The sequence below is a fragment of the Streptomyces sp. CG 926 genome (assembly GCF_003148825.1).
Classification (GTDB): domain Bacteria; phylum Actinomycetota; class Actinomycetes; order Streptomycetales; family Streptomycetaceae; genus Streptomyces.
This window is the reverse complement of sequence record NZ_QGGZ01000006.1, coordinates 301,888-326,676: the sequence shown is the minus strand read 5'-3', so window position 1 is coordinate 326,676 and position 24,789 is coordinate 301,888. Positions and strand designations below refer to the sequence as shown.

Sequence of the window (24,789 nt, the reverse complement as noted above, 5' to 3'; positions counted from 1 at the left end):
GAGCGGATGGAGTGCGCCGCGCCCTAGCGTCGGTGACATGAATTCCACACCTCACCGGATAACCAAAGCAGTGATCCCCGCCGCGGGACTCGGCACACGATTCCTCCCGCTGACCAAGGCCACCCCGAAGGAAATGCTGCCGGTGGTCGACAAGCCGGCCATCCAGTACGTGGTGGAGGAGGCCGTGGCGGCGGGGATGTCCGACATCCTCATGGTCACCGGACGCAACAAGCGACCGCTGGAGGACCACTTCGACCGCAACTACGAGCTGGAGGAGGCTCTCCAGCGGCGGGGTGATCAGGACAAACTCCGGAGTGTCTGCGCCTCCACCGAACTCGCCGACATCCACTACGTGCGCCAGCGGGACCCGAAGGGCCTCGGGCACGCCGTCCTGTGTGCCGCGCCCCACGTCGGCCGGGAGCCCTTCGCCGTCCTCCTGGCCGACGACCTCATCGACCCCCGCGACCCGCTGCTCGCCCGGATGGCCGAGGTGCGGGAGCGGCTCGGCGGGAGCGTCGTGGCCCTCATGGAGGTGGATCCGCAGGCCATCCACCTGTACGGATGCGCCGCGGTGGATGCATCGGCGGGCGGCGACGGCGTGCGCATCACCGAGTTGGTGGAGAAACCGGAGCCCGGGACGGCCCCCAGCAATCTGGCCGTCATCGGCCGCTACCTCCTCGACCCCGAGATCTTCGAGGTCCTACGGAACACCGACCCCGGGCGCGGCGGCGAGATCCAACTCACCGACGCGCTGAGCACGCTGGTCCGAGCCGGGCGCCCCGTGCACGGCGTCGTCTTCTCCGGCCGGCGCTACGACACCGGGGACCGCGCCGAGTACCTGCGCGCCACGGTCAGGCTCGCCTGCGAACGAGCCGACCTGGGCCCCGAATTCCTGGCCTGGCTCAGGGAGTTCGTGCGAGCGGAAGAGCTCGTCGGGGTCTGAGCGGTCGCCCGGTGGGCGACCGGGGAACTTCCGCGGTCGCCCACCCCACCTGGCACTCCTTCGTCAACTTGCCCAGATCTCAACGGGGTTCGGCTTCGAGATTGGTTACCGAACGGTAATTACGTAATTTCTTCCCCGGGGCCGCCCCGCCGAACGGAGCGGCCCCCGAACCACCGAGTGCGGACAAGGAGGTGAACCCCATGGACAAGCCGAACCCGCGGCGCGCGACGCAGACCCCCGACGTCGTCACCGAGGTGCCGGTCGACGCACTGCTCGCTGCGGATTCCCCGCGCACCGTCCAGGTGGACGAGGGTCACGCACAGGCTCTCGCGCAATCCGACCGGACGCTGCCGCCGCTGCTCGTGCACCGCCCCACCATGCGGATCATCGACGGCACGCACCGGTTGCGGGCCGCCGTACTGCGCGGGCAGGACACGGTGGGGGTGACGTACTTCGACGGCAGCGCCGAGGACGCGTTCGTGCTCTCGGTCGAGGCCAACATCAGTCACGGGCTCCCGCTCACCCCGGCGGAACGGACCGCCGCGGCGCTACGGATCCTGCGGTCCCACCCGGACTGGTCCGACCGCGGTATCGCGCGGCGGACCGGGCTGGTGGGCAAGACCGTCGGGGCGCTACGACGCCGCGAGGTGCCGGGGCCCGCCCCACCGGGCCGCGTCGGCCAGGACGGCCGCGTCCGGCCGGCCGATCCGGTCCGCGGCCGGGAGACCGCGGCCCGGTTGCTGGCCGGTCGACCCACCGCGTCGCTGCGGCAGATCGCACGGGAGGCGGGCATCGCGCCCTCGACCGTGCGGGACGTACGGCGCCGGATCGGCGCGGGCGCGGACCCCGTACCGGCCACCCAGCGGCGCTCCGACAGCAGCCCGGCCCCCGCACCACCCCCGGTGTCGGCCCGGGTCCGGGGGCAGCCACTGCCCGCCCTCGTCAGCAGCCTGTGCAAGGACCCCCTGCTCAGGCTGAGCGATGCGGGCCGGCTCCTGCTCCGCATGCTCGACCTCCAGGTGAGCGGACTGCGTCAGTGGGAGCGGATCGTCGCCGCGATACCCCCGTACCGCGTGGAGACGGCGGCCGCCGCGGCCGCCCAGTGCGCACGGGACTGGCAGGAACTGTCCGAAGAACTCCGGCGCCGTGCCTCGGCGCAAACCCCTGCCTGAGCCGGCTTCCCCGGCGAGTACCGGCCTTCGAGTCGGAAGGCCTCAGTTGTGATCGAAAGGATGTATGGCGATGTCGGTTGTCGAGGGAGCGCGTGTTGACGCGGGTGCAGGGGAGGGGGGAGGAGCCGAGGGGCCCGTTCGGTTGGACGGGCGTCTGAAGTTGGTTCTTGTGGTGCTGCTGGTGGCGCAGTTCATGCTGGCGGTCGATTTCTCGATTCTGAATGTGGCGTTGCCGGTGATCGGTGACGGGCTCGGTTTCTCGTTGTCGAATCTGCAGTGGATCGCGACGTCGTTCGCGCTGTGCGCCGCCGGTTTCACCTTGTTGTTCGGGCGGGTGGCGGATCTGTTCGGTCGGCGCCGGCTGTTCCTGGTGGGGCTGGCGGTGTTGGGTCTGTCCTCGTTGGCGGGTGGTCTGGCGACGTCGCCGGAGATGCTGATCGCGGCGCGTGTGTTCCAGGGTCTCGCGACGGCCGCGGTGACTCCGGCCGGTCTGTCCCTGCTGACCACCTCGTTCCCCGAAGGGCCGCTGCGGCAGAAGGCTCTCGGGCTGAACGGCGCCCTGATGTCGGCCGGTTTCACGACGGGCGCGATCCTGGGTGGTGTCCTGACCGATCTGCTGTCGTGGCGGTGGGCGTTCTTCATCAACGTGCCGGTGGCGCTCGCGGTGTTGTTCATCGCTCCGACCGTGATCAAGGAATCCCGTCCGCAGTCGCGTCCGAAGCTGGATGTTCCCGGCGCGACGGCCGTGACGCTGGGTCTGCTGGCGCTGATCTACGGGCTGACGCAGGCGGGTGAGCACGGTTGGGGCTCGGGCAGCGCGCTGGGCTGGCTGGCCGCCGGTGTGGTGCTGCTGATCGCCTTCTACGCGATCGAGTCGAAGAGCGCGGCTCCTCTCGTCCCCGTGTCGGTGTTGAAGAAGAAGACGGTGGCGTGGGGCAACATCGCGGGTCTGATCGCGTTCCTGACGGAGACGAGTCTGGTCTTCCTGATGACGCTCTACCTGCAGGAAGTGCTGGACTTCTCGCCGCTGACGGCGGGTCTGTCCTTCGGTGTGCTGGGTGTCGGCACGGTGATCGGTGGTTCGATCGCGCCGCGGGTGATCGCGGCGACGAACACCCGCAGCACGCTGATCATCGGTGGTGTGTTGCAGGCGGTGGCCACGCTGAGTCTGATCGCGCTCGGTGAGAGCTCGGCGAGCATGTGGCTGCTGCTCATCGCCACCTTCGCCGGCGGCATCGGCAACATGCTGGTGATCGTCGGCTTCATGGTGACGGCGACGACGGGACTGCCGGATCACGAGCAGGGCATGGCGACGGGTCTGGCGACGATGACCCAGCAGGTCGGTATCACCATGGGCACCCCGATCATGTCGGCGGTGGTCGCGGCGAACACCGACATCCACGCCGGCATCACGACCGCGGTGATCGTGAACACCGCCGTCGTCGTGGTCGGCATCCTCACCACCGTCCTCTTCCTCCGCACCGAGCGGTCCAGCTGACGAAGTGCGCGCCTCCACTAAGGCAACTCCGCCTTGTGACAGCCCTGTCCCGGCCGCGAACGTTGGCCCCGGCCGTGCACGTCGGCCCCGGGCCTCGGGCCCCGGGCCCCGCGCGAGCGCCGGCCACCGATGGAAAGGAACCCCGATGGCCACACCCACCGTCGTCAGCTGGGAGCAGGTGTCCGTGCCCACCCCGTCCGGGCCGCTGACCGCCCGGGTGTACCGGCCCGGTGCGCCCGCACCGCAAGGCTGGTTGGTGTGGGCCCACGGAGGCAGCTGGCGTGCCGGATCGGCGCGGGACTGGCACGGCGCCACCGCCGAACTCGCCCGCCACTCCCGCTTCGGCGTGGTGAGCGTGGACTACCGGCTGGCCCCCGAGGTACGCCACCCGGCCATGGTCGAGGACATCCTGTCCGCCCTGACCTGGGCGGCCGGGGAACACCAGGACCGGCCCACCGGGGACCCGTCCCACGCGCCCCTCCTGGCCGTCGGCGGGGACAGCGCCGGCGGCACCCTCGCCGCCTCGGCCGCCCTCGTCTGCCGCGACCGCGGGATCCCGCTGGCCGCGCAGGTCCTCGCGTACCCGCCGCTCGACCCCGCCTGCGCGGCGGCCTCCTACCAGCGCTTCCCCGACCTGTTCCCCACGGCCTCCTACCTGAGGGCGGCCTGGCAGGACTACCGGGCTCCCGGGCTGCCCGTGGCCGCGGACGGCACACGGCTCCACAGCACCCCCTTCGAGGCCGCCGACCTGCGCGGACTCGCACCTGCCGTTCTGGCCACCGGCGACCTCGACCCCGTCGGTGACGACGTGCACCGCTACGGGCGTCTGCTCCGGGCTGCGGGGGTGGAGGTCGCCCTCCGGGAGTTCCGGCAGACGGGCCACGGGGCGTTCCTGCAGCCGAGCCCCGGCCCCGGCCCCGGCCCGGGCGGCCCCGGCGGACATCCGGCGTCGTCGATGCGCGGCTGGCTCGGGCTGGCCCTGCACCGGCTCACGCTCACCTCACCGAACGACGCCGACAACCTCCCCTCCTCCCCTTCCTGGAGCTGACATGACCACCTCGGACGTCCCCAACCTCGACGCCCTGCTGCGCCACTTCGCCGATCTGCGCGACGGCATCCACGGCGGCGCCGTCTCCCGCCCGGACAAGGAGCAACACTTCCGAACCGCCGCCCGCCTGTTGGACCCGTACGCCCGCCAGGCGCTCGGCGAGCTCAACGACGAACTGCTCCTCGGGCAGGGCGTGATCGACGCGAGCGGTGTCCAACGAGCGGAGGACCGCAGCCTTTTCCACGCCTGGACCCTGTGGTGGGACGAGCAGTCGGCCGCCGACATCCCGCCCGTGACGCTCTACGCGCACTACGGAGCCTCCTTCCACCACCCGCACCTGCGCGGCGCGACCGTCTCCGAGTGGCCGCTGAACGTCTTCGACGACGCGCAGGCCGCCGCCGAACTGCCCACCCTGCGCGCGATCGCCGCCGCGGACCTCCACAACCTGGTCTTCGAACGGGACTTCAGGATCGTGCCCGCGACCATGGCGGGCGCCACCGGTCTCCCCGCCCACCAGCACTGAAAGGCCGCTCGTCATGACGAAGCTGCGACTGTCCGTACTCGACCAGACCCCGGTCGGCGAGGACCACACCCCGGACCAGGCGCTCCGCGCTTCCGTGGACCTCGCCCGCTCCGCCGAGGGACTCGGCTACACCCGCTACTGGGTCGCCGAACACCACGACTCGCCGGGCTTCGCGAGCAGCGCGCCGGAGATCCTCGCGGGCACCCTGCTCGCCCACACCTCGCGGATGCGGATCGGGACCGGCGGAGTGCTCCTGCCCCGCTACGACCCGGCGAAGGTGGCCGAGGTGTTCGGCGTACTGGCCTCCCTCCACCCGGGCCGCGTCGACCTCGGCATCGGCCGGGCCGGCGGTCCCGCCCGCGACTTCCCGCAACGGCTGGCCGGGCTGCGCGCCCTGCTGGGCGAGGGCGGGGTCGTGCCGCACGCACCGGTCCCGCCACAGATGTGGCTCCTGGGCGCGGGACGTGAGTCGGCGCGGCTGGCCGGGCTGCTGGGTACGGAGTTCGCGTTCGGGCACTTCTTCTCCCCGACGGGCGGTCAGGAGGCCTTCGAGGACTACCGCGCCCAGTTCCGCACCTCCACCGGCGCCCGGCCGGGCGGCGCGCTCGCGGTACGCGTGGTGACGGCGGACAGCGCCGCCCGCGCCGAGGAACTGGCCCAGAGCCTGCTGCTGTGGCGCGCCCGCAAGGACCTCGGCGAGGACGGCCCGCTGCCGTCGTACGAGACCACGCGCCGCCACCGCTGGACGGGCGCGGAACTGGAACGGGCCAAGGTGCACCGCACGGCCCTCGTCTCCGGCGCGCCGGAGCAGGTGGCCGCGGTACTGACGGCCCTCGCCGGGAGCCACGGCGTGGACGAGCTGATCATCAACACCCTGACCTGCGACCCGGCGGACCGCCGACGCTCGTACGAGCTGCTGTCCGAGGCCTTCGCCCTCCAGGCCTCGGAGCCCCACTCCGCGGCCCCGGTGGCCGCCGCCTCCGGTCCGGCCCTCCAGGGTCAGGAGCGGTCGAGGCCCCAGGTCTGGAGCGCGTAGGGGCGGCCCTTCTCCTCGCCCGTGATCAACGGCACGTCGAGGAGGCGGAAGCCGGCCCGGGTGGCCACGCCGACGCTGGAGGCGTTCTCGGCCTCCAGCTCCAGGATCACCCGGTCCACACCCAGCTCCTCGAAGGCGTACGCGGCCATCACCCGCACCGCTCGGGCGGCCAGGCCCTGGCCCCGGTGCGCCGGACCGAGGGCGTATCCGAGCTCCGTACCCTCGGGCGCGCGCTTGAGCATCACCTCGCCGAGCGGGGCGCCGCCGTCGACGGTGATGGCCAGCAGAAGGGCCGTACCCTCCTCGCGCAGCTGCCGCGCCCGCGCCAGACGGTTACGGGCGGCCTCGCCGTCGAAGGGGGAGACGATCGGCGTCCAGTAGGCGATGTCGGGGTGGTCGAAGAGCTCGGGCATCGCCGCCAGGTCCGCCGCCGTCCAGTCGCGCAGGACCAGCCCCTCGCCCGTCAGCTCCATACGGTCGGGAAAGGACGGCGTCGTGCTGCTCATGCTGGAGGACCTCCGGTGTCGGTGCGGGACGAGCCAAGATATCCGGCGACCGGTGATCGGTTCACCGGGATATCCGTCCGACGGCGCCCCGGGTCGGACCGGACCCGATCAGGCCCGATCGAGCCGGCCCTCAGACCGCGTACCGGTCCGGCGCGAAGAGGGAAGGATTCGCCGCGATCCAGTCCGAGGTGCGGCGCAGGCCCTCCTCCAGGCCGACCTCGGGCCGCCAGCCGGCCCAGTCGCGGGCCCGGGAGTTGTCCGACAGCAGTCGCTGGACCTCGCTGCCCGACGGGCGCAGCCGGGTCGGGTCCACCACCACCTCCGCGTCCCGGCCGGAAGCCGTGATCAGGGCCTGGGCCAGGGCGCCGACCGAGATCTCCGCACCGGTGCCGAGGTTGACCACCTCACCCAGCGCCCGGTCGCACTCCGCCACCGCCAGGAAGCCCTCCGCCGTGTCCGTCACGTAGGTGAAGTCCCGGGTCGGGGTGAGCGAGCCGAGGCGGATCTCCCGGGCCCCCGCGTGCAGTTGCGCCAGGATCGTCGGGATGACCGCGCGGGCCGACTGGCGCGGGCCGAAGGTGTTGAACGGGCGCACCACCGTCACCGGGAGTTCGAAGGCGTGGTGGAAGGAGAGCGCCATCATGTCCGCGCCGATCTTCGACGCGGAGTACGGGGACTGCGGCTGCAGCGGGTGGCTCTCGGAGATCGGGGCGGTCAGCGCCGTCCCGTAGACCTCACTGGTCGAGGTGTGCACGAGACGCCGTACGCCGTGCCGCCGGCAGGCCTCCGCCACGTTCTGCGTGCCCGTGACGTTCGTCTGCACGTACGCGCCCGGCGAGGCGTAGCTGTACGGAATCCCGATCAGCGCCGCCAGGTGGAAGACGGTGTCGCAGCCGGCCACCGCGTCGCTGACCCGGCCCGCGTCACGGACATCGCCCGCCCACATCTCCACCGGACCGTCCGGGTCGGCGAGGTAGCGCGCCAGGTGGCCCTTCTCGGCGTACGGCTTGTAGTGCACGAAGGCACGCACCCGCGCGCCCCGCGACACCAGCAGGTCCACCAACGTCGAGCCGATGAAGCCCTCCGCGCCGGTGACGAGGACGGTCCGGTCGGTCCAGCTGTTCATATGCGCTCCAGGTGAGGTGTGGGGACGAGGCCGGCGACGCGGAGGACTTCCGCGGCCAGCAGTTGCGCGGCCCGCGCGTGCGGGCCGGGGTCGGCGGCGCCGGACATCGCCGACAGCCGCGCCGGGTCGGCCAACAGCGGCCCGATGAGGCCGGCGAGACGTTCGGCGGTGGTCTCGGCGTCGGGCAGGAGCAGTCCCGCACCCGCGTCCGACAGCACCCGCGCGTTGTGGGTCTGGTGGTCGCCGGGCGCGTACGGGTAGGGCACCAGGACCGACGGGACCCCGGTGGCCGCGAGTTCGGCGACGGTCGCGGAGCCCGCACGGCACACCACCAGATCGGCGGCCGCGTAGACGAGGTCCATCCGGTCCAGGTACGGCACGGCCCGAGCGATCCGCTCGCCGCCGGACGACACCAGCTCGGCCACCGCGTCCGGCAGCGCGTCCGGACCGGTCTTGATCAGCAGCTGTACGTCGTCGCGGTACTGCCAGAGGTCGGCGAGCACGGCCGCCGCCCGGGTGAGACGGATCGCGCCCAGGCTGCCGCCGTTGAAGACGATCAGTCGGCGCCCCGCGGGCACCCCGAGCGCGCGCCGGGCCTCGGCGCGCAGCGCCACCCGATCCGGTCCGGGCAGCTCCGCGAGGCCGGACAGGGCGGCCGCGATCGGCATCCCGGTGGTCAGCGCCCGGTCACCGCCCGCGAGGTGGCTCCGGCTGCGGTCGAAGGCCACGGCGACGTGCGGGGTGAGCCGGGCCGCGAACTGGTTGGCACGGCCGGGCACCGCGTTGGACTCGTGGATCACGGCCGGCAGCCCCGCCAGCCGGGCACCGAGCACGGCCGGGGCGCTCGGATATCCGCCCATGCCCACGACGACGTGGGCGCCTTGGGCCCGGATCACCGAGCGTGCCTGGTGCGCCGAGCGCAGCAGCGCCGCGGGGAGCAGGTACCGCTTCGCGCCCAGCGCGGGATCGAAGGGGATCATGTCGACGGTGTGCAGGCGGTACCCGGCGCGGGGGATCAGCTCGGTCTCCAGGCCCCGCTCGGTCCCGATGAACGAGACCACGGCTCCGGGCACGGCTCCGCGCAGCGCCTCCGCGAGGGCGAGACCGGGGTAGATGTGCCCGCCGGTGCCGCCCGCGCCGATCACGACGGAGAGTGCCGTGGACGTGTGGGGTGTGGTGGTGGTCATGTGCGCACACTCCCGGCCGGCCCTAAGAACGTTCTAAGAGCCCCTTCACCGCACCGCGCCCGCCCCGAGGGAGCTGCATTGCGAGGTGAATGGCGTTCACCTACAGTGGTGAACGCCATTCACCTTCGAGGGGGGTTTCACGGTGCCCACCGATTCGCCGTCCCCGTCACCGGCCCTGTCCGCATCACCAGCCCCAGCCCCGCCCCCGTCTCCGTCCGCCGATCGCCGCGTCATGGCGGTGCTGGCGGCCGGGGGTATCGTCACCACGCTCGTGCAGACCGCCGTCGTGCCGTTGCTGCCGCAGTTGCCTCGGCTGACCGGCGCGGCCCCGGTCGATGTCGGGTGGGTGGTCACCCTCACGTTGCTGACCGGGGCGGTCGCGACGCCGTTGCTGGGGCGGGCCGGGGACATGTACGGCAAGCGGCGGATGTTGTTGGTCGCGCTCGGGGCGCTCGCCGTCGGGTCGCTGGTGTGCTCGTTCGCCTCCACCCTCCCTTGGCTTCTGGCCGGCCGTGGGCTGCAGGGGGTGGGGGCCGCGGTGGTGCCGCTGTCGATCAGTTTCCTGCGGGGCGTGCTGCCGCCGCATCGGACGGGCTCGTCGGTGGCGCTGATGAGTTCGACGGTGGGGATCGGTGCCGCTCTCGGTCTGCCACTGGCCGCGCTGCTGGTGCAGTTCGCGGACTGGCACGCGATGTTCTGGGCGATGACCGTGCTCTCGGCGGCGGTGCTCGTGCCGGCGTGGTGGGTCCTGAGGGAGGAGCCGGTTCGGTCACCGGGGCGGTTCGACCTGGTCGGGGCGTGCGGGCTGAGTGCGGGGCTGGTGCTGCTGCTGTTGGCGTTGTCCAAGGCGGGTGAGTGGGGGTGGGGCAGTCGGCGGGTCCTGGGTCTCTCGGGCGCGGCGCTGCTGATCCTGGCGGGGTGGACCGTCCAGCAGCGCCGGGTGTCGCGGCCGCTGGTGGACGTGCGGCTCGCGATGCGTCCGGCGGTTCTGCTGCCGCACGTGGCCGCGTTGTTGGCCGGGTTCGCGTTCTACGCCAACTCCCTCGTCACCGCGCAGCTGATCCAGATGCCTCGGGTCACCGGGTACGGCCTGGGTCTCTCGGTGGTGGCGGCAGGCGCGTGCCTGCTGCCCAGCGGTGTGATCATGGTGCTGTGCGCTTCCTTGTCCGCCCGACTGTCCGCCGCCCGTGGGGCCAAGGCCACGCTGACCCTGGGCACGACGGTCATCGCGGCCGGGTACGGGCTGCGCCTCGCCGACAGCCGGCAGTTGTGGGCGGTCATCGCCGGTGCGGCCGTGGTGTCGGTCGGCACGGCGCTCGCCTACTCCGCGCTGCCCATGCTGATCATGCGGGCGGTGCCGCTGGAGCAGACCGCCGCGGCGAACGGCCTCAACGTCCTCATGCGCACCATCGGGCAGGCCCTGTGCAGCGCGGTGGTCGCCACCGTACTGGCGCAGCACACCCGCGTGTTCGCCGACGTCTCGGGCGTGCCCGTGGCGGCGCCTACCCTGGACGGGTACCGCGTGGCCTTCGCCGCGGCGGGGGTGGTCGCGTTGCTGGCCTGTGCGGCCGCCCGCCTCATCCCGCGCCGACCGCGACCCGCGCCGTCCCCCCTCCAGGAGGCTGAACACGATGCCCGGCCCGAGCTCCGCCTCCCCCCGCGGCGGCCGCCCGCGAACGACGTCCAGGAATCCGCCGGCACCGGCACCGGCACCGGTGCCTGCGTCGCCGACGCCCGGCCCGGCACCGGACCGGGCGGTACGACCGCGTGACGCCGACGCGCGGCGCGCGGAGATCCTCGCCGCCGCCCGGCGTGCGTTCGCGCGCCATGCCTACGCCGACACGACCATCGGCGCCATCGCCGACGACGCGGGGGTCAGCCCGGCGCTCGTGATGAAGTACTACGGCTCCAAGGAGCACCTGTTCAACCAGGTCTTCACCTTCGACGCCGACGCCACCGCCCTGTTCGACGCCCCTTTGGACGGCCTCGCCCGGCACATGGTCCTGCACCTGCTCGCCACCCAGCGCGGCCAGACCCGCGACCCGATCCTGCGCATCGCCTTCTCCCGTCACCACCTGGAGCTCGGCGGACAGGCCCGGGCCAACTTCCGCACGCAGGTCATCGACGCCCTCGCCGCCCGACTCCCCGGGCCGGACGCCGCGCTGCGAGCGGAACTGGCCGTCGGCGTGCTGCTCGGTCTCGGAGCCCTGTACGCGACCGTCCAGGCCGACCGGCTGACGAGCCTGGCCCCCGACGAAGTCGCCGATCTGTACATCCCGCTCCTGCAACCCCTGCTCAGCGGCGAGGCTCCGACGGGTCGCTGAGCGTACGTTTCCTGCACCACCCCGGTGATCTTCCGCCGGTACGCTCGCTCACAGCAGTGAACCGGGCGTCGGACACGCACTTTGCGAACACTGGAGGTTCTCGTGGCCAAGGGCTACTGGGTCAGCGTCTACCGCACCATTTCCGACCCCGAGAAGCTGGCTGCCTACAACGAGCTGGCCGCCGCGGCCGTCGAGGCCGGAGGCGGACGGACGCTCGCCCGCGGCGGGCGGGTCGACGCCCACGAGGACGGTGTCGCGGAGCGCGTCATCCTGGTCGAGTTCGACAGCTTCGAACAGGCCGTCGCCGCTCGCGCCAGTGAGGCCTACCAGCAGGCGCTGCACGTCCTGTCCGACGCCGTCGAGCGCGACTTCCGCATCATCGAAGGCGTATGAGCCCCTTGCGGGCATCCGGTGTCCCCGACGGTGTCCCCGACGGGCGGCCGGAAAGGCGAGCCGACTCCTGGCCTGCCCTGAGAGGGTTCTAAGAGGTTCTCTCAGAAGCCTTTGGCAGGCTTTGCCCCATGAGCTCCACGGACGGCACAGGCGGCACAGGCGGCACAGGCGGCACGGGTGGTACGGGCGGCACGGGCAGGCAGCGCATCCTCGTCGTCGACGACGAGCCCGAGGTGCGGGCCGCCGTCGAGGACGGACTCGCGGTCGAGGGGTACGAGGTCCGGGGCGCCCCGGACGGCCTCGCGGCCCTCTCGCAGGTGGCGGCCTGGGAGCCCGACGCGGTCGTCCTCGACGTGATGATGCCCGTACTCGACGGCCTCGGCGTCTGCCGGCAGCTGCGGGCGATGGGCGACCGTACCCCCGTCCTCGTCCTCACCGCGCTCGACTCCGTCAGCGAACGCGTCGACGGACTGGAGGCGGGCGCCGACGACTACCTCGTCAAACCCTTCGCCCTGGACGAGCTGATCGCCCGGGTCCGCGCGCTCCTGCGGCGGGCCGCACCCGGACCCGCCGGCACGGCCGCCCCGCTCGCCTTCGCCGACCTCGTCCTCGACCCCGTGACCCGGACCGGCCGCAGGGGAAGCCGTCCGCTGGAATTCAGCCGTACCGAAGCGGCCCTGCTCGAACTGTTCCTGCGCCACCCCGGCCAGGTACTCCCGCGCGAGCTGATCCTCGAGCTGGTGTGGGGGCGCGACTTCGGACCGGACTCCAATTCCCTCGCCGTCTACGTCGGCTACCTGCGCCGGAAACTGGAGGCCGCGGGCGAGCCCCGGCTGGTGCACACCGTCCACGGGGTCGGCTACCGCCTGGACGCGGCATGAGCCGCGGCCGCCGGCGGCTCGGCCGGATCTGGCGCAGGCGCGGACCGCTGCGCACCCGGCTGGCACTGTCGGTCACCGCCGCCGTGGCCCTCGTGGCCGTCGGGGTGTGCGCGGCGGCGTTCCTGGTGGTCCGCTCGGCACTCTACGAGCAGCTCGACCTCAGCCTCACCCAGTCCGCGCGGCTCGCCGCCCAGCGCGACCAGGGGGCCGCGCCGGGCACCCTGGCCGGGGAGTGCCGGTTCCTGGCCGCTCCCGCCTGCGCGGAGGTGGTGGCCGCCGACCCGGCCAAGGACCCCGCGACGCCGGGACAGCTGCCCGTGGACCCGGCCGCGCGGGAGGTCGCCGCGGGCCGCAAGGCCCCCTACTACACGAACATCACGGTGGCCGGGTATCCCGCCCGGATGCTCACCACCGACTACGCCAAGGGGCGCGCCCTCCAGGTGGCCCTGCGGGCCGACACCGTCGAGGACGGCATCGAGGAGGCCGCCTGGTGGCTGCTGCTCACCGCGGCGGCCGGCGTGCTGCTGGCCGCCCTCCTCGGGTACTGGGTCTCACGCACCGGCCTGGCCCCGGTCGCCCGCCTCACCGCGACGGCCGAGCGGATCGCCGCCACCCGCGACGCGCGGCACCGGATCGAACTGCCGCCACCGGGGCGGGAGGACGAGATCACCCGGCTGGCGACGAGCTTCAACACCATGCTGGGGGAGCTCGAACAGTCGATCGCCGCACAGCGCCAACTGGTCGCGGACGCCTCTCACGAACTGCGCACCCCGCTGACCGCCCTGCGGACCAACGCCGAACTGCTGGCCCGGTCCGATCGGCTCACCCCCGACCAGCGCGAACGCGCCTCGGCCGCGCTGGGGCGGCAGCTGCGGGAGGTGACGGGACTCGTCAACGACCTGATCGAGCTGGCACGAGACGAGGAGCCGCAACCGCTGGTGGAACAGGTCGGGCTGGGCGCGCTGGTGGAACACTGCGCGCAGGCGGCGCGGACGCACTGGCCGGCCGTGCCCTTCCACGTACACGTGCCGGCCGAACCCGTCGTCGTGCCCGGGGTGCCCGCGCGACTCAGCCGACTGCTGGGGAACCTGCTCGACAACGCGGCCAAGTTCGGCCGGGACGGGCTGCCCGTCGAGGTGGAGCTGGTGGCCGGCGTCCCGGGCGGCCGGGGCCCGGAGCTGACGGTCCGCGACCACGGTCCCGGGATCTCGCCGCAGGACCTGCCGCACGTCTTCGACCGGTTCTACCGGGCCGGTGCGGCCCGCGCCCTACCGGGTTCGGGCCTCGGCCTGGCCATGGCCCGGCAGATCGCACGGGCGCACTCCGCCGAGCTGACCGCGGAGGCCGCCCCGGGCGGGGGCGCACTGTTCCGCCTGGCGTTCTGAACGCCCCGGCAGCGGCTCCGCGCGCGTACCGACGCCCGCGACCTCCCTGTGGCCAGGAGGCCGGTTTCCACGTGCCCCGGCGCCGGGGAGGCGACGACGCTCCGTTGTGATCTTCGACCCAGTGTCCCGGAGACACCTCGGTCGGGCGGCCCGCCTGCGGCAGGGTGTGCGCCGAGGAGTCCGAACACGGGGGAGAGAACAGATGGAGCGGCACGTCGAGTTCGAGCGTCTGCACAACTTCCGGGACCTGGGCGGCTACCGGTCCGCCGACGGTCGGGCCGTGCGGTGGGGGACGGTGTACCGGGCCGACTCGCTCGGCAAGCTGGCGGGCGGCGACTGGGAGCGGTTCCTGGAGCTCGGCATCGGGACCGTGATCGACCTGCGGTATCCGTGGGAGATCGAGGCCAAGGGGCGGGTGCCCGAGGCGGAACGGTTCCGCTACGTCAACCTGAGCATCGAGCACCGGCCCTACGACCAGGCCGAGATCGATCCGGACATCGACCCCTGGCGCTACCTCGCCGACCGGTTCGCCGAGGTCACCGAGGACGGGGCCGACGAGATACGCCAGGTACTGGAGGAGCTGGCACAGGCATCCGGTCCCGCGGTCTTCCACTGCACCTCCGGCAAGGACCGGACCGGTCTGATCGGAGTCTTCCTCCTGACCCTGCTCGGGGTGGAACGGGCCGACGTCCTCGCCGACTTCGCGCTCACCGAGCTGGCCACCGAGCGGCTCGCCGCCGACTGGCGGGCCGCCCACCCGGACCGGGTCATGAAGTGGCCGAGCTACGGCCGCGCCCCCGCCGTGATCATGGAGTTGGTGCTCGCGGACCTGGAGGCCCGGTACGGATCCGTGCGCGGCTACCTCACCGACCGGGTCGGGTTGCGGGAGCGGACCGTGGAGCAGCTGCGCGACCGCCTGCTGACCACCCCCTGACAGGTCCGCGCGACGAGAAGTCGCTCTGGTGGCGCCACCGGCGCATCTCCTACCATCGGAACACGGGTGGGGGAGGGGGGTGCGCTCATGGCAGCGCATGTGGGGCGGCTGGAACGCTTCGTTGCCTGGGTGCTGCGCAACGCCGACGTCGTGGTCGCCCTGGGCATCGCGATGGCGGTGGGACTCCTCGACATCTTCGGCGACGTCATCAGTGACGACGTCTCCTCCGGCGCCACCCTCGTCGTCCTCGGCCTGCTCGCGACCGGGTCGATCGTGGAGCGGGTGCGCCGTCCCGCGAGCATCCAGGAGGCGATGAGCGGGACCCGGCAGGCCCTGGAGGACCTGGCCATGGTGCGTTCGATCTCGGGCAACGAGGTCGGCGAGGCACTGCGCAAGGCCCGCCAGCACACCAACCTCTGGTACTTCAAGGGCGGTACGGGCACCTACCTGCGGGCGGTCACGCTGCCCCTGTGCGTGGCCGCCGCGAAGGAACAGCGCTCGCAGCTCAACGTGAAGATCGACATCGTCAACCCGGCCGACGAGCGGGCCTGCGCCGCGTACGCCCGGTTCCGGCAGATGTTCGGCGCGCAGCGTCGCGGGGACGATCTGTGGACCACCGACCGGGTCCGCCGGGAGTCGTACGCGACCGTCCTCGCCGCCTGCTGGTACCAGCGGCAGCTGACCACCCTGGAGATCAGCGTGCACCTGTCGGCCGCCGTGCCGACCCTGCGCTTCGACCTGTCCGAGACCTGCCTCATCATCACCCAGGACGACCAGTCCCGGGTGAACCTGCTGGTGGAGCGCGGTCAGCCGCTCTACGACTACTACGTGACCGAGTTGCACCAGAGCCGCGAGCAGGCGACCGTGCTCGACCTGCGCGTCGCCTCCCCGCTCGGCCAGGAACCCACCGTCGACGAAGTGCGGACGCTCTTCGACGACCTGCGGCTGCCCCTGCCGCGCGTCTTCACCGACAGCGACATCGGCAAGATCATCGAGAAGGCCCTGCACGCGGAGGACCCCTACAGGAGGTGATGCGCTCCGGCGCGTGCCCATGGACCGCGAGCTCGAAAGCACCTTGCTCACCCTGGAGGAGATAGCCTCCGGGACCCGGGAGTTACATGCCGTCCGTCATCCGCTCGGATTCCTCTGCCTGCCGCTGCTGAGAGAGGGGCCGCGCGGCATCTGCGTCCATCTCTTCGAGAGCGACAACCGCGCCGATCCGGACGCCTCACCGATGCACGCCCACAGTTGGGAACTGCGCAGCCGCGTGCTGTACGGGCGGGTGGCCAACCTGCCCGTACGGACGAGTGCGGTGCGCGGCGGCGAGGCGGGCGCCACCCACCGGATCTTCGAGGTGTTCAGCGGGAGCGACGGCGTGGACGAGATCCGGCCGACCTCCCTCCTGGTACGCAGCGAGCCCGGCCCCGCCCACATCAGCGCGGGCGGGGAGACATACACCCTGGCGGCGGGCGAGTTCCACGCCACCGCGCTGGAGGGGGTGGAACCGGCGGCCACCCTGGTGCACGGCATGTCGATCCACGGGCAGCTCGACCTCTCGCTCGGCCCGCTCGACGGCCGACCGCGCCGCACGACCCGCCGACTGTGCGACACCGCGCAGACGGTGCGCAGCGTCCACACCGTCCTCAGGAGGATCGATGCCCAACAGCGGGCCTGACTTCGACCACGAGAGGCGGGTCGCCGTCGCCGCGGCGCAGGAGGCGGGCGGCCTGCTGCGCAGGGGCTTCGGCACCGCGCGATGCGTGCGCACGAAGGGCGGGTCCGGAGACGTGCAGATGGACCTCGACCTCGCGGCCGAGAAGCTGGTACTGAGCCGGATACAGCGCCACTTCCCGCACGACCGGATCCTGTCCGAGGAGGCCGGGCTCCTGGGTGCGGCGGGCGAACGCACCTGGCTGGTGGACCCGTTGGACGGCAGCAACAACGTCGCGATCGGGCTGCCCACCTACGCGGTGGGGATCGGGCTGTGCCTGGCGGGCGCCCCGGTGATGGGAGTGGTGCACGAGCCGGTCACCGGGGAGACCTGGCACGCGGTCAAGGGGTACGGAGCCCACGGACCGTCCGGCCCGCTGCCCGGCCCCGACCGCACCTTGCCGCGGCCCGGGCCCGTCGTCGCCTGGACCCAGGGGTACGCCGTGGAACGCGGTGACCCGACGGCCGTGGCCCTGCGCGCGGTACTGGAGCTGCGCTGTCGGCGGGTCCTGCAGCTGTGGGCGCCGCTGCTCGGCTGGAGCCTGCTGGCACGCGGCACGATCGACGCCTTCGTCGGCTACCGCGCCGAGGGCGTGGACCTGCCGACCGGGGCGCTGCTCGCGGCCGAGGCGGGCGTGGAGCTGCGCACGCTGTCCGGGGCGGAGTTCAGACCCGGCTTCGCCGGGGCCGACACCGGGCGCAGCTTCGTCGCGGCCCGCGGCGAGACCCTCGCGCACCTGCTGGGGGAGGTGCGGGCCATCACCCCGGACACCCTCTAGGCCGCCTCTTCCGGATCTTGTCGGGCCCGCCCGTGGATCAGGGCCGGCCACCGCCCGGGTCCGCCCCTTCGGGATCCTGCCGGGCGGCGCGGGCCCGGCCCGATCCGGAAGGGACCGCCTAGCTGGTGGCCGCCAGGGCCAGGGTCGCCGCCAGCGTGCCCGCCACCGCCAGTACGGCCCCCGTACCGAAGAAGCGGCCCAGGTCGATCCGGGTCCCGTGCCAGCGGCACCGTTCGAACCACAGCAGGGTGGCCAGCGAGGCCCACGGCGTGATGACCGGGCCGACGTTGACGCCGATCAGCTGGGCGAGCAGCTGCTCGTGATTGGCCACCGGAATGGCCGCCTCGCCCGCCAGATAGGCCGGGAGGTTGTTCAGCACGTTCGAGAAGCCCGCACCGACCGCCGCCGACCTCAGCATGCCGACGACGTCGTTGTCGGAGCCCATCGCCGCCGCCAGGACGTCGTGCAGTCCATGGGCGTTGACCGTCTCCACGACCAGGAACATCCCCGGGACGAGGACGAGGAGCCGCCAGGGGATCAGGGAGAGGCGCAGCGTCTCGCGGCTACGGAACCAGAAGGCCACGACCACGATCAGCGCGGCCGCCATCGACGCCGACCACAGCGGTACGTCGGCGAGCAGGATCGCCAGCAGGAACCCGGCGCACGCCACCGCGCTCACCCGGAACAGGACCCGGTCCGCGGGGCGCGGCAGGGGAGGCGGCGTGTAGCGGGTCTCGGTACGCCGCCCCGGGCGCCAGTAGAAGCCCCACAGGCAGGCCATGGTGACCGCGATCGCGGCCAACTGCGGCGCCCACATGGTGGCGGCCATCTCCGACGGTGTCAGCGCGATGCGGTCGGCGGCCAGCAGGTTCGTCAGGTTCGACACGGGGAGCAGCAAGCTGGCCGTGTTGGCCAGCCACACCGTGGTCATCGCCAGCGGTACGGGCGCGATACCGACCCGCGTCGCGAGCGCCAGCATCACCGGCGTCAGCAGGACCGCCGTCGTGTCCAGGTTGAGCGTGATGGTGGTGACGGACGCGAACAGCACGCAGAGACAGAAGAGGAGGGGGTACCTGCCGCGTCCCGCCCGGGCCACCCAGGTGGCGACGACGTCGAAGACCTCCGCCTTGCCGGTCAGCTCGGCGAGGACGATCACGGTGGCCAGGAACACCACCAGCGGACCGATGCGCTCCAGCACGTCCGTGGCGGGTCCGGTGGGCAGCAGGCCCGTGGCGACGCACAGCGCACCCAGTGTGAGCAGGCCGCCGGCCAACCAGTCCAGTGGATGCAGACGTCTGAGGAGGGACACGGCGAACAGGTTCGCACATACACACGTCCCGGCATCAGACCGGGCGGAAGGAATCGGACAGGCCCGCCCGGGCCGGGCGCCCGGCCGGCCACGGAGGATCGCCCCGTCCTCGACGGGACCGACCCGCCGCCGGGGGCACGGCCCTACGATGGATTCATGATGACGGACGGGCAATTCGGCGCTCCCGCAAGAGAGTTCGACTTCTTCATCAGTTACTCCCCGGCAGACGAACAGTGGGCCGCCTGGATCGCCTGGACCCTGGAGGAGGCCGGCTACCGCACGGTGGTGCAAGCCTGGGACTTCGTACCGGGAACCAACTTCATCGACTTCATGGACCGGGGCGTCAGCGAGTCCCTGGCGGTCATCGCCGTACTGTCACGCCACTACGAGCGTTCCACCTACGGTCGCATGGAATGGCAGGCCGCGCTCCGGGCCTCGCCCGAGTCGCCCGAACGGAGGCTGCTGACCGTCCGGGTGGACGAGATCCCGATCGAGGGACTCCTCGCCACCATCACCTACGTCGACCTCGTCGGCGTGGCGGACATCGACGCGGCCCGCTCCCTGCTGCTGAACCGGGTCGGCCAGGCCGTCGACGGCCATGCCCGCCCGGGCCGCCGCCCCGGCTATCCGGGGAGCGGACCGGGACCCGTCCGTCACCCCGAGCAGCCCAACCCCGGGCAGCCGCAGCCGAGCGCGCTCGCCGGCCCCGGCTGGTCCGGGCGCCGGCGGCCGGTCAGGGCGCCGCTCTACCCGCAGGCCGCCGCGGCCGGCCACAGCGCCCAGGACACCGTGACCGTCCTGCACCTGGCCGGGCCTGACTTCGGGCGCGGCCGCGAACCCGACTCGCTCAGCCGGCAGATCCGCGGCGACCTCATCATGCTCCGGGACGCGGGAGCACCCGCCCCCGATCTGATGGTCGTCACCGGCGACCTCACCGCGTCCGGCAGCCCCCGCGAATGCGACCAGGCCCTCAGCTTCCTCACCGCCCTGCGCTCCCAGCTCGACCTGTCCCCCCAGCGGGTGATGGTGGTACCGGGCGCGCAGGACGTGAACCAGGCCGCGTCCCAGGCCTACTTCCACACCTGCGAGGCCGACGAAGTGGCGCCGCAGCCCCCGTACTGGCCCAAATGGCGCCACTACACCCGGCTGTTCCGCGGCCTCTACCAGGGCCTGGACACCGTCTTCGACAGCGACCAGCCCTGGACCCTCTTCCCGGTGCCCGAACTGAGCACGGTCGTCGCCGGATTCAACTCCTCCATGGCCTACAGCCATCGCCCCGAGGAGCAGTACGGCTTCATCGGCCGCGACCAGGCCGCCTGGTTCGCCGAGGCCATGCGCCGGTACGAGGAGGAGGGCTGGCTGCGCATCGGCGCGCTCCGCCACCCGCTGACCGACGGCCGCCGCCCCGGCGACGCGGTCGGCGGCCCCGGTGGACTGCGGGACGCCGACACCCTCGCCCGGCTCGCCGCCCCGCGGCTGCACCTGCTGCTGCACGGGCCGACCGGCGGCCCGCGCAGCACCACCTCGGCCCCCAGCCGCACCCAGCTCGCCGGGGCCGCCGGTGAGCTGCCGCTGTTCGGCTCCGCCGCCCCCGCCAGGTTCCAGCTGCTCCAGGTCGGCGCCCAAGGCGTGACCCGCTGGGACGACCGGATCACCTCCGCGTCCGAGGCCTTCCCCGCCGCATGGCGGCAGACCCGCCGGGTCTTCCCCGTACCGGAACTGCCCGCCGTCATCGACGTCGAGCCGCCCGGCGGACGCGCTCCCCTGGACGACCCGGCCGCCTCGCTCGCCGAGCGCGTCAAGGAGATCTGCCGGGTGCGGCGGGAGGGCGTACGGCTGCGCGACGTCCCGCGCCGCGAGCCGGCCGACATGGTGCAGATCATGGCCACCTGGCGGGAGCAGGAGGACGGCGTCGTCCAGCAGCAGCGCATAGCCGTCCACCCGGGGAGCCCCACCGAGGAGGAACTGGACCGCTTCATCGCCCAGGTGCACGCCACCGACACCGGCTCCGAGGCCGTCCTGGTGTACGCGGGCGACGCCCCGGCCGGCGGGCTGCGCCGCCGGGCCGCCGCCCACGGCGTCCGGGTGCGGGTCCGCAGCTTCATCGAGTTCCAGGGCCTGCTCGACCTCCGGGCCTACGTCGCCGCGCAGACGGCCCGGCTCAGCGGCAGCGAGCAGTACGCCCCCGGCCTCTACCTGCCCCAGCGCTACCGCGACGCCGACCGCCCCGACGGCCAGGGCCGGCCCGACCAGGAACGGGACGGACTCGTCGAGGAGCTGCTGGAACTCCTGGAGTCCGACCAGGGCCGGTTCGTCCTGCTCCTCGGCGACTTCGGACACGGCAAGACCTTCGCGCTGCGCGAGCTCGCCCGGCGCATCCCCGAACAGCTCCCGCACCTCACACCGCTGCTCATCCCGCTCAATTCCCTCGACCGGGCGCACAGCCTCGAAGGCCTGGTCGCCGCGCACCTGGCCGGCCACGACGTCGACACCATCGACCTGCGGGCCCTGCGCTACATGCTCGCCCAGGGCCGTGTCGTCCTGCTCTTCGACGGCTTCGACGAACTGGTCAACCGGGTCAGTTACGACCGGGCCGCCGACCACCTCCAGGTCCTTCTCGACGCCGCCGTCGACCACGCCAAGATCGTCGTCAGCAGCCGTACCCAGCACTTCAAGTCGCACGCCCAGGTCCTCACCGCGCTCGGCGAGCGCGTCGGCCTGCTCCCGCAACGCAGGATCCTGGCCGTCGAGGGCTTCACCCCGGCCCAGATCCGCTCCTACCTCGTCCGCAGCTACGGCGACGAGCAGGCCGCCGATCGCCGCTACCAACTCCTGCGCAACATCCCCGACCTCCTGATGCTCTGCCGCAATCCCCGGCTGCTGTCCTTCGTCGCCGACCTGAGCCAGGACCAGCTGCGCGCGGTCGCCGGAGCGGGCCGCGCGCTCAGCCCCGCCCGGCTGTACGAGGACGTGTTCACCTCCTGGCTCGGCCACGAGGAACGGCGCGGGCAGGGCGGGCCCGGCGCGCCGCCCGGGCTCACCCTCGACCAGCTGTGGGCGGCGGTGACCGCGTTGGCCTGGCGGCTGTGGGAGAGCGGCCGCAGTGCCCTGCGGCTCGACGAACTCACCGAAACCGTGGCCGGCACCCTCAGCGAACTCACCGAGTCCCCGCTCACCGCGTCCGAGCGCGCCCAGGCGGTCGGCGCGGGCAGCCTGCTGGTCCGTAGCGACGACGGGGTCTTCCAGTTCATCCACGGCTCCGTCGTCGAATGGCTGGTGGCCCGGGAGGCCGCCCGCCAGCTCGCCCGCGGGCAGCACACCGTGCTCCTCGCGCGCCCGCTCAGCCAGCTCGCCGTCGAGTTCTTCTGCGACCTCGCCGACCACGAGCAGTGCGCCCGCTGGGTGCGCGAGGTTCTCGACTCCCCGGGGCGCACGGCCGGCGAGGCCGCCCGAGCCAACGCCGTACGGATCTCCGACCGGCTCCGGGTACCGGCCAACGCCGACCTGCGCGGCGCCCGGCTGGCCGGCGAGGACCTCTCGCACCGCGACTTCTCCGGCGTCGACCTCAGCGACGCGGACCTCACGGACGCCCGGCTGATCGGCGCCAATCTCTCCGGCGCCCGGCTGCGGGGCACCCATCTGATCGGCGCCCGCCTCGACCGGGCCGACCTGAGCGGGGCCGACCTGTCCGGCGCGAACCTCAGCCGGGCCCGGCTGACCCGGACCGATCTGCGCGGCGCCCTGCTGACCGGCAGCCGCTGGCACCGGGCCGCGCTCATCGACGTGACCATGGACGACGAGGTACGGGCGGCCCCCGAGCTGGGGACCGCCGCGATCGCCCCCGGGATGCCCGTGGACGCCGGGTTCCGACCCTCCGCCGTCGGTGTCCCGTACGGATTCGGCATGCGCACGAGCCGGCTTCCCGAACCCATCGCGTACAGCAGCGACGGTGAACTCCTCGCCGTCGGCAGCGAGGACGGCTCGGTCCTGGTCTGCGGCGCCGACGACGGCCGGGCCGTGCGCACCCTCCAAGGGCACGAAGGACGCGTGTACGCCGTGAAGTTCCGGCCGGGCGTCATCGCCACCGGCGGCTCCGACGGCGCGGTGCGACTCTGGGACCCGGTGACCGGGGCCTGCCGGCACCACCTGCGGGTCCACCCCGACGGGGTGTGGCCGGTCTCCTTCGACGCGGCCGGCACGCTGCTCGCCACGGGCGACCGCGAGGGCCTGGTCACGGTCTGGGACGTGGTCACCGGCGAGCCCCTGCACCGGATGCCGGGTCACACCGCGCCCGTCTACACGGCGGTCTACGGACCGGACGGGCTGCTGCTCACCGGGGACGCGAGCGCGAAGGTACGACTGTGGGACCTGGCCACCGGGCACTGCGTCCGGGAGATCGAGGGCCACCAAGGGGCCGTCTACCGCGCCCGGTTCAGCCCCGACGGGTCCCTCTTCGCCACCGCCGACCGGGGCGGTCCCGGACAGGGCGGCACGGTGCGGATCCGGCGGACGGCCGACGCGCGGCTGCTGCACGAGTTCACCGGACACACCGGCCGCGTGTACGTCCTCGACTTCCACCCCGAGGGCAACCTTCTGGCCAGCGGCGACACGGACGGCCAGGTGCGGCTCTGGGATCCGGTGGTCGGCACCCCCGCCGGGGTCCTCGAACGGGGCACCGGCGCCGTCTACCAGGTGCTCTTCGGCGACGACGGGAAACTCCTCACCGCCTGCGACAGCAACGGCGCCGTCCGGCTGTGGACGGTCACCGGACGCCCCCACGGGTACACGGTCGCCCTCCACCCCCAGCAGCCGACCGAGCACCGCGGCACCGCCTGGGCGTGCGCCTTCCGGCCCGGCGACAGCCAACTCCTCACCGTCGGCAACGACGGCGGCGCCCAGATCTGGGACTCGGCCACCGGCCAGGGCAAGCGCATCCTGCGCGGCCACGGCCGCCGGATCAACGGTGTCGCCTTCAGCGCCGACGGTACGCAGCTGGCGGCGACGGGCAACGACGGGGTCGTACGGCTGTGGGAGACGCGCACGGGCCGCCGTACGGACGAACTCACCGGGCGCGGCGACCGACTGGTCTCGGCGGCCTTCAGCCCTGTCGCGCCCATCCTGGCCACGGCCAGCAACGACGGCGACGTGTACCTCTGGAACCCGGTGGGCGGCGAGTACCTGAGGGAGCTCGACGCCGAGACCGAGCACGTCTGGGCGGAGGCCTTCAACGCCGACGGGACCCTGCTCGCCACCGCCAACGACGACGACTCCGTCCGCGTCTGGTTCCGCCCCACGGGTTCCCCTGTGTCGACGCTGACCGAGCACCGGGGCCGGGTCCGCTCGATCGCCTTCCGCTCGGACGCCGATGTACTGGCCACCGGCTGCGACGACAGCTTCGTACGCGTGTGGGACGCCAGGAACGGCGCCCTCCTGCATCAACTCGGCGGGCATGCCGACCGCGTGTACGGGGTCGCGTACGGCCCCGGGGGCGACTGGCTCGCCAGCGCGAGCTGGGACGGCACGGCCGTCGTCTGGCGGGACGGGCAGGCCGGTCCGCGGCTGCGCGGACGCGGCGGCAGGCTGTGGGCGGTGGCCGCCCACCCGAGCCGCCCGCTGCTGGCCACCGGCGGCGACGACCGGGCCGTCGCCCTGTGGGACGCCGCGACGGGCGAGCGCCTGAGCGACCTCGTCGGGCACACCGGACGGGTGCTCTCGCTCGCCTTCTCCCCGGACGGCACGACCCTGGCGAGCGGCGCCGAGGACGGCACCGTACGGCTGTGGAACGTCCCGGCGGACGGGCAGGAGCCGTCCCCGCGCGCGACGCTGATGGGCATGGCGGGCGGCTGGGCGGCGCTGACTCCGGCCGGCGGGTACAAGTACGAGGGCGATGTGGCCGGTGAGTTCTGGCACGTCGTGGGCATGTCCCGGTTCACCCCGGGGGAGCTCGACGAGTACCTGCCGGGCATCCACCGGCTGCCGCTCGGCGAGGAACTCTGAGTCCCGCCGGCCGTACGGAGCCGGCCCCGGCTACGGTT

Annotated in this window: 20 protein-coding genes; 16 read left to right on the top strand and 4 right to left on the bottom strand. The window is 72.9% G+C overall.

Going from position 1 to position 24,789, the window contains the following annotated elements; genetic code table 11:
- Window positions 1-37 precede the first annotated feature (37 nt).
- The 6 genes from galU to BCL76_RS18385 all read left to right on the top strand — a co-directional run bounded on the left by galU (window position 38) and on the right by BCL76_RS18385 (window position 6,220).
- Window positions 38-943, top strand: coding sequence for a UTP--glucose-1-phosphate uridylyltransferase GalU (gene galU, locus BCL76_RS18410; protein ID WP_109780569.1), 906 nt, complete (start codon window positions 38-40; stop codon window positions 941-943).
- A gap of 200 nt (window positions 944-1,143) precedes the next feature.
- Window positions 1,144-2,115 (top strand): ParB/RepB/Spo0J family partition protein, encoded by a 972-nt coding sequence (locus BCL76_RS18405; RefSeq protein WP_109780568.1) that lies wholly within the window; start codon window positions 1,144-1,146, stop codon window positions 2,113-2,115.
- A gap of 70 nt (window positions 2,116-2,185) precedes the next feature.
- Window positions 2,186-3,613 (top strand): MFS transporter, encoded by a 1,428-nt coding sequence (locus tag BCL76_RS18400; RefSeq protein ID WP_109780567.1) that lies wholly within the window; start codon window positions 2,186-2,188, stop codon window positions 3,611-3,613.
- Between the two features lie 145 nt (window positions 3,614-3,758).
- Window positions 3,759-4,661: an alpha/beta hydrolase gene (locus tag BCL76_RS18395; protein WP_109780566.1), complete on the top strand. Its 903-nt coding sequence runs from the start codon at window positions 3,759-3,761 to the stop codon at window positions 4,659-4,661.
- Window position 4,662: 1 nt separating this feature from the next.
- Complete coding sequence (locus BCL76_RS18390; RefSeq protein WP_109780565.1) at window positions 4,663-5,184, top strand: hypothetical protein; 522 nt, start codon at window positions 4,663-4,665, stop codon at window positions 5,182-5,184.
- A 13-nt stretch (window positions 5,185-5,197) separates the two neighbouring features.
- Window positions 5,198-6,220, top strand: coding sequence for an LLM class flavin-dependent oxidoreductase (locus tag BCL76_RS18385; RefSeq protein WP_109780564.1), 1,023 nt, complete (start codon window positions 5,198-5,200; stop codon window positions 6,218-6,220).
- Here the strand turns inward: BCL76_RS18385 and BCL76_RS18380 are convergent.
- From BCL76_RS18380 to BCL76_RS18370, 3 genes are all read right to left on the bottom strand, one after another.
- The gene (locus BCL76_RS18380; RefSeq protein WP_109780563.1) at window positions 6,184-6,726 is read right to left on the bottom strand and encodes a GNAT family N-acetyltransferase; all 543 of its coding nucleotides are present in this window, start codon (window positions 6,724-6,726) and stop codon (window positions 6,184-6,186) included. The genes BCL76_RS18385 and BCL76_RS18380 overlap by 37 nt on opposite strands.
- A gap of 130 nt (window positions 6,727-6,856) precedes the next feature.
- Window positions 6,857-7,852 carry an SDR family NAD(P)-dependent oxidoreductase gene (locus BCL76_RS18375; protein ID WP_109780562.1) on the bottom strand — a complete coding sequence of 332 codons (996 nt, stop codon included), beginning with the start codon at window positions 7,850-7,852 and terminating at the stop codon, window positions 6,857-6,859.
- Window positions 7,849-9,039, bottom strand: a complete 1,191-nt coding sequence (locus BCL76_RS18370) for a UDP-N-acetylglucosamine--N-acetylmuramyl-(pentapeptide) pyrophosphoryl-undecaprenol N-acetylglucosamine transferase (protein ID WP_109780561.1) — start codon at window positions 9,037-9,039, stop codon at window positions 7,849-7,851. Before BCL76_RS18370 ends, BCL76_RS18375 begins: the two co-directional genes overlap by 4 nt.
- A gap of 232 nt (window positions 9,040-9,271) precedes the next feature.
- On the opposite strand from BCL76_RS18370, the gene BCL76_RS18365 reads away from it, so the two are divergent.
- The 9 genes from BCL76_RS18365 (at window position 9,272) to BCL76_RS18325 (ending at window position 17,445) form a co-directional block, all read left to right on the top strand.
- A complete protein-coding gene (locus BCL76_RS18365) occupies window positions 9,272-10,810 on the top strand; it encodes an MFS transporter (protein WP_109780560.1) in 1,539 nt (512 codons plus the stop codon).
- On the top strand, window positions 10,755-11,363 hold the full coding sequence (locus tag BCL76_RS18360; RefSeq protein WP_181382626.1) for a TetR/AcrR family transcriptional regulator: 609 nt from the start codon (window positions 10,755-10,757) through the stop codon (window positions 11,361-11,363). Before BCL76_RS18365 ends, BCL76_RS18360 begins: the two co-directional genes overlap by 56 nt.
- A 102-nt stretch (window positions 11,364-11,465) precedes the next feature.
- Window positions 11,466-11,756, top strand: coding sequence for a DUF1330 domain-containing protein (locus tag BCL76_RS18355; protein ID WP_109780558.1), 291 nt, complete (start codon window positions 11,466-11,468; stop codon window positions 11,754-11,756).
- Window positions 11,757-11,884: 128 nt separating this feature from the next.
- On the top strand, window positions 11,885-12,637 hold the full coding sequence (locus tag BCL76_RS18350) for a response regulator transcription factor (protein ID WP_258309782.1): 753 nt from the start codon (window positions 11,885-11,887) through the stop codon (window positions 12,635-12,637).
- Window positions 12,634-14,022, top strand: a complete 1,389-nt coding sequence (locus BCL76_RS18345) for a sensor histidine kinase (protein WP_109780557.1) — start codon at window positions 12,634-12,636, stop codon at window positions 14,020-14,022. The genes BCL76_RS18350 and BCL76_RS18345 overlap by 4 nt, the downstream gene beginning before the upstream one ends.
- 202 nt (window positions 14,023-14,224) lie before the next feature.
- Window positions 14,225-14,956, top strand: coding sequence for a tyrosine-protein phosphatase (locus tag BCL76_RS18340; RefSeq protein WP_109780556.1), 732 nt, complete (start codon window positions 14,225-14,227; stop codon window positions 14,954-14,956).
- A gap of 87 nt (window positions 14,957-15,043) precedes the next feature.
- Entirely contained in the window at window positions 15,044-15,988 is a 945-nt protein-coding gene (locus BCL76_RS18335; RefSeq protein ID WP_030767479.1) for a hypothetical protein, read from the top strand.
- 19 nt (window positions 15,989-16,007) lie between these two features.
- On the top strand, window positions 16,008-16,631 hold the full coding sequence (locus tag BCL76_RS18330; protein ID WP_109780555.1) for a hypothetical protein: 624 nt from the start codon (window positions 16,008-16,010) through the stop codon (window positions 16,629-16,631).
- Window positions 16,612-17,445: an inositol monophosphatase family protein gene (locus tag BCL76_RS18325; RefSeq protein ID WP_109780554.1), complete on the top strand. Its 834-nt coding sequence runs from the start codon at window positions 16,612-16,614 to the stop codon at window positions 17,443-17,445. The genes BCL76_RS18330 and BCL76_RS18325 overlap by 20 nt, the downstream gene beginning before the upstream one ends.
- A gap of 118 nt (window positions 17,446-17,563) precedes the next feature.
- Here the strand turns inward: BCL76_RS18325 and BCL76_RS18320 are convergent, their stop codons facing one another.
- Window positions 17,564-18,754 carry an SLC13 family permease gene (locus BCL76_RS18320; protein WP_258309781.1) on the bottom strand — a complete coding sequence of 397 codons (1,191 nt, stop codon included), beginning with the start codon at window positions 18,752-18,754 and terminating at the stop codon, window positions 17,564-17,566.
- Between the two features lie 159 nt (window positions 18,755-18,913).
- Between BCL76_RS18320 and BCL76_RS18315 the strand changes: the two genes are divergently transcribed.
- Window positions 18,914-24,751 (top strand): TIR domain-containing protein, encoded by a 5,838-nt coding sequence (locus tag BCL76_RS18315; protein WP_375137940.1) that lies wholly within the window; start codon window positions 18,914-18,916, stop codon window positions 24,749-24,751.
- Window positions 24,752-24,789 lie beyond the last annotated feature (38 nt).

What these genes read in the sequence shown, in the direction of transcription:
- BCL76_RS18375 (WP_109780562.1), bottom strand. Translation starts at nt 7,852, where the DNA reads ATGAACAGCTGGACCGACCGGACCGTCCTCGTCACCGGCGCGGAGGGC.
- BCL76_RS18400 (WP_109780567.1), top strand. Translation starts at nt 2,186, where the DNA reads ATGTCGGTTGTCGAGGGAGCGCGTGTTGACGCGGGTGCAGGGGAGGGG.
- galU (WP_109780569.1), top strand. Translation starts at nt 38, where the DNA reads ATGAATTCCACACCTCACCGGATAACCAAAGCAGTGATCCCCGCCGCG.
- BCL76_RS18335 (WP_030767479.1), top strand. Translation starts at nt 15,044, where the DNA reads ATGGCAGCGCATGTGGGGCGGCTGGAACGCTTCGTTGCCTGGGTGCTG.
- BCL76_RS18405 (WP_109780568.1), top strand. Translation starts at nt 1,144, where the DNA reads ATGGACAAGCCGAACCCGCGGCGCGCGACGCAGACCCCCGACGTCGTC.
- BCL76_RS18395 (WP_109780566.1), top strand. Translation starts at nt 3,759, where the DNA reads ATGGCCACACCCACCGTCGTCAGCTGGGAGCAGGTGTCCGTGCCCACC.
- BCL76_RS18345 (WP_109780557.1), top strand. Translation starts at nt 12,634, where the DNA reads ATGAGCCGCGGCCGCCGGCGGCTCGGCCGGATCTGGCGCAGGCGCGGA.
- BCL76_RS18350 (WP_258309782.1), top strand. Translation starts at nt 11,885, where the DNA reads ATGAGCTCCACGGACGGCACAGGCGGCACAGGCGGCACAGGCGGCACG.
- BCL76_RS18390 (WP_109780565.1), top strand. Translation starts at nt 4,663, where the DNA reads ATGACCACCTCGGACGTCCCCAACCTCGACGCCCTGCTGCGCCACTTC.
- BCL76_RS18365 (WP_109780560.1), top strand. Translation starts at nt 9,272, where the DNA reads ATGGCGGTGCTGGCGGCCGGGGGTATCGTCACCACGCTCGTGCAGACC.
- BCL76_RS18385 (WP_109780564.1), top strand. Translation starts at nt 5,198, where the DNA reads ATGACGAAGCTGCGACTGTCCGTACTCGACCAGACCCCGGTCGGCGAG.
- BCL76_RS18315 (WP_375137940.1), top strand. Translation starts at nt 18,914, where the DNA reads ATGACGGACGGGCAATTCGGCGCTCCCGCAAGAGAGTTCGACTTCTTC.
- BCL76_RS18370 (WP_109780561.1), bottom strand. Translation starts at nt 9,039, where the DNA reads ATGACCACCACCACACCCCACACGTCCACGGCACTCTCCGTCGTGATC.
- BCL76_RS18325 (WP_109780554.1), top strand. Translation starts at nt 16,612, where the DNA reads ATGCCCAACAGCGGGCCTGACTTCGACCACGAGAGGCGGGTCGCCGTC.
- BCL76_RS18380 (WP_109780563.1), bottom strand. Translation starts at nt 6,726, where the DNA reads ATGAGCAGCACGACGCCGTCCTTTCCCGACCGTATGGAGCTGACGGGC.
- BCL76_RS18340 (WP_109780556.1), top strand. Translation starts at nt 14,225, where the DNA reads ATGGAGCGGCACGTCGAGTTCGAGCGTCTGCACAACTTCCGGGACCTG.
- BCL76_RS18330 (WP_109780555.1), top strand. Translation starts at nt 16,008, where the DNA reads ATGGACCGCGAGCTCGAAAGCACCTTGCTCACCCTGGAGGAGATAGCC.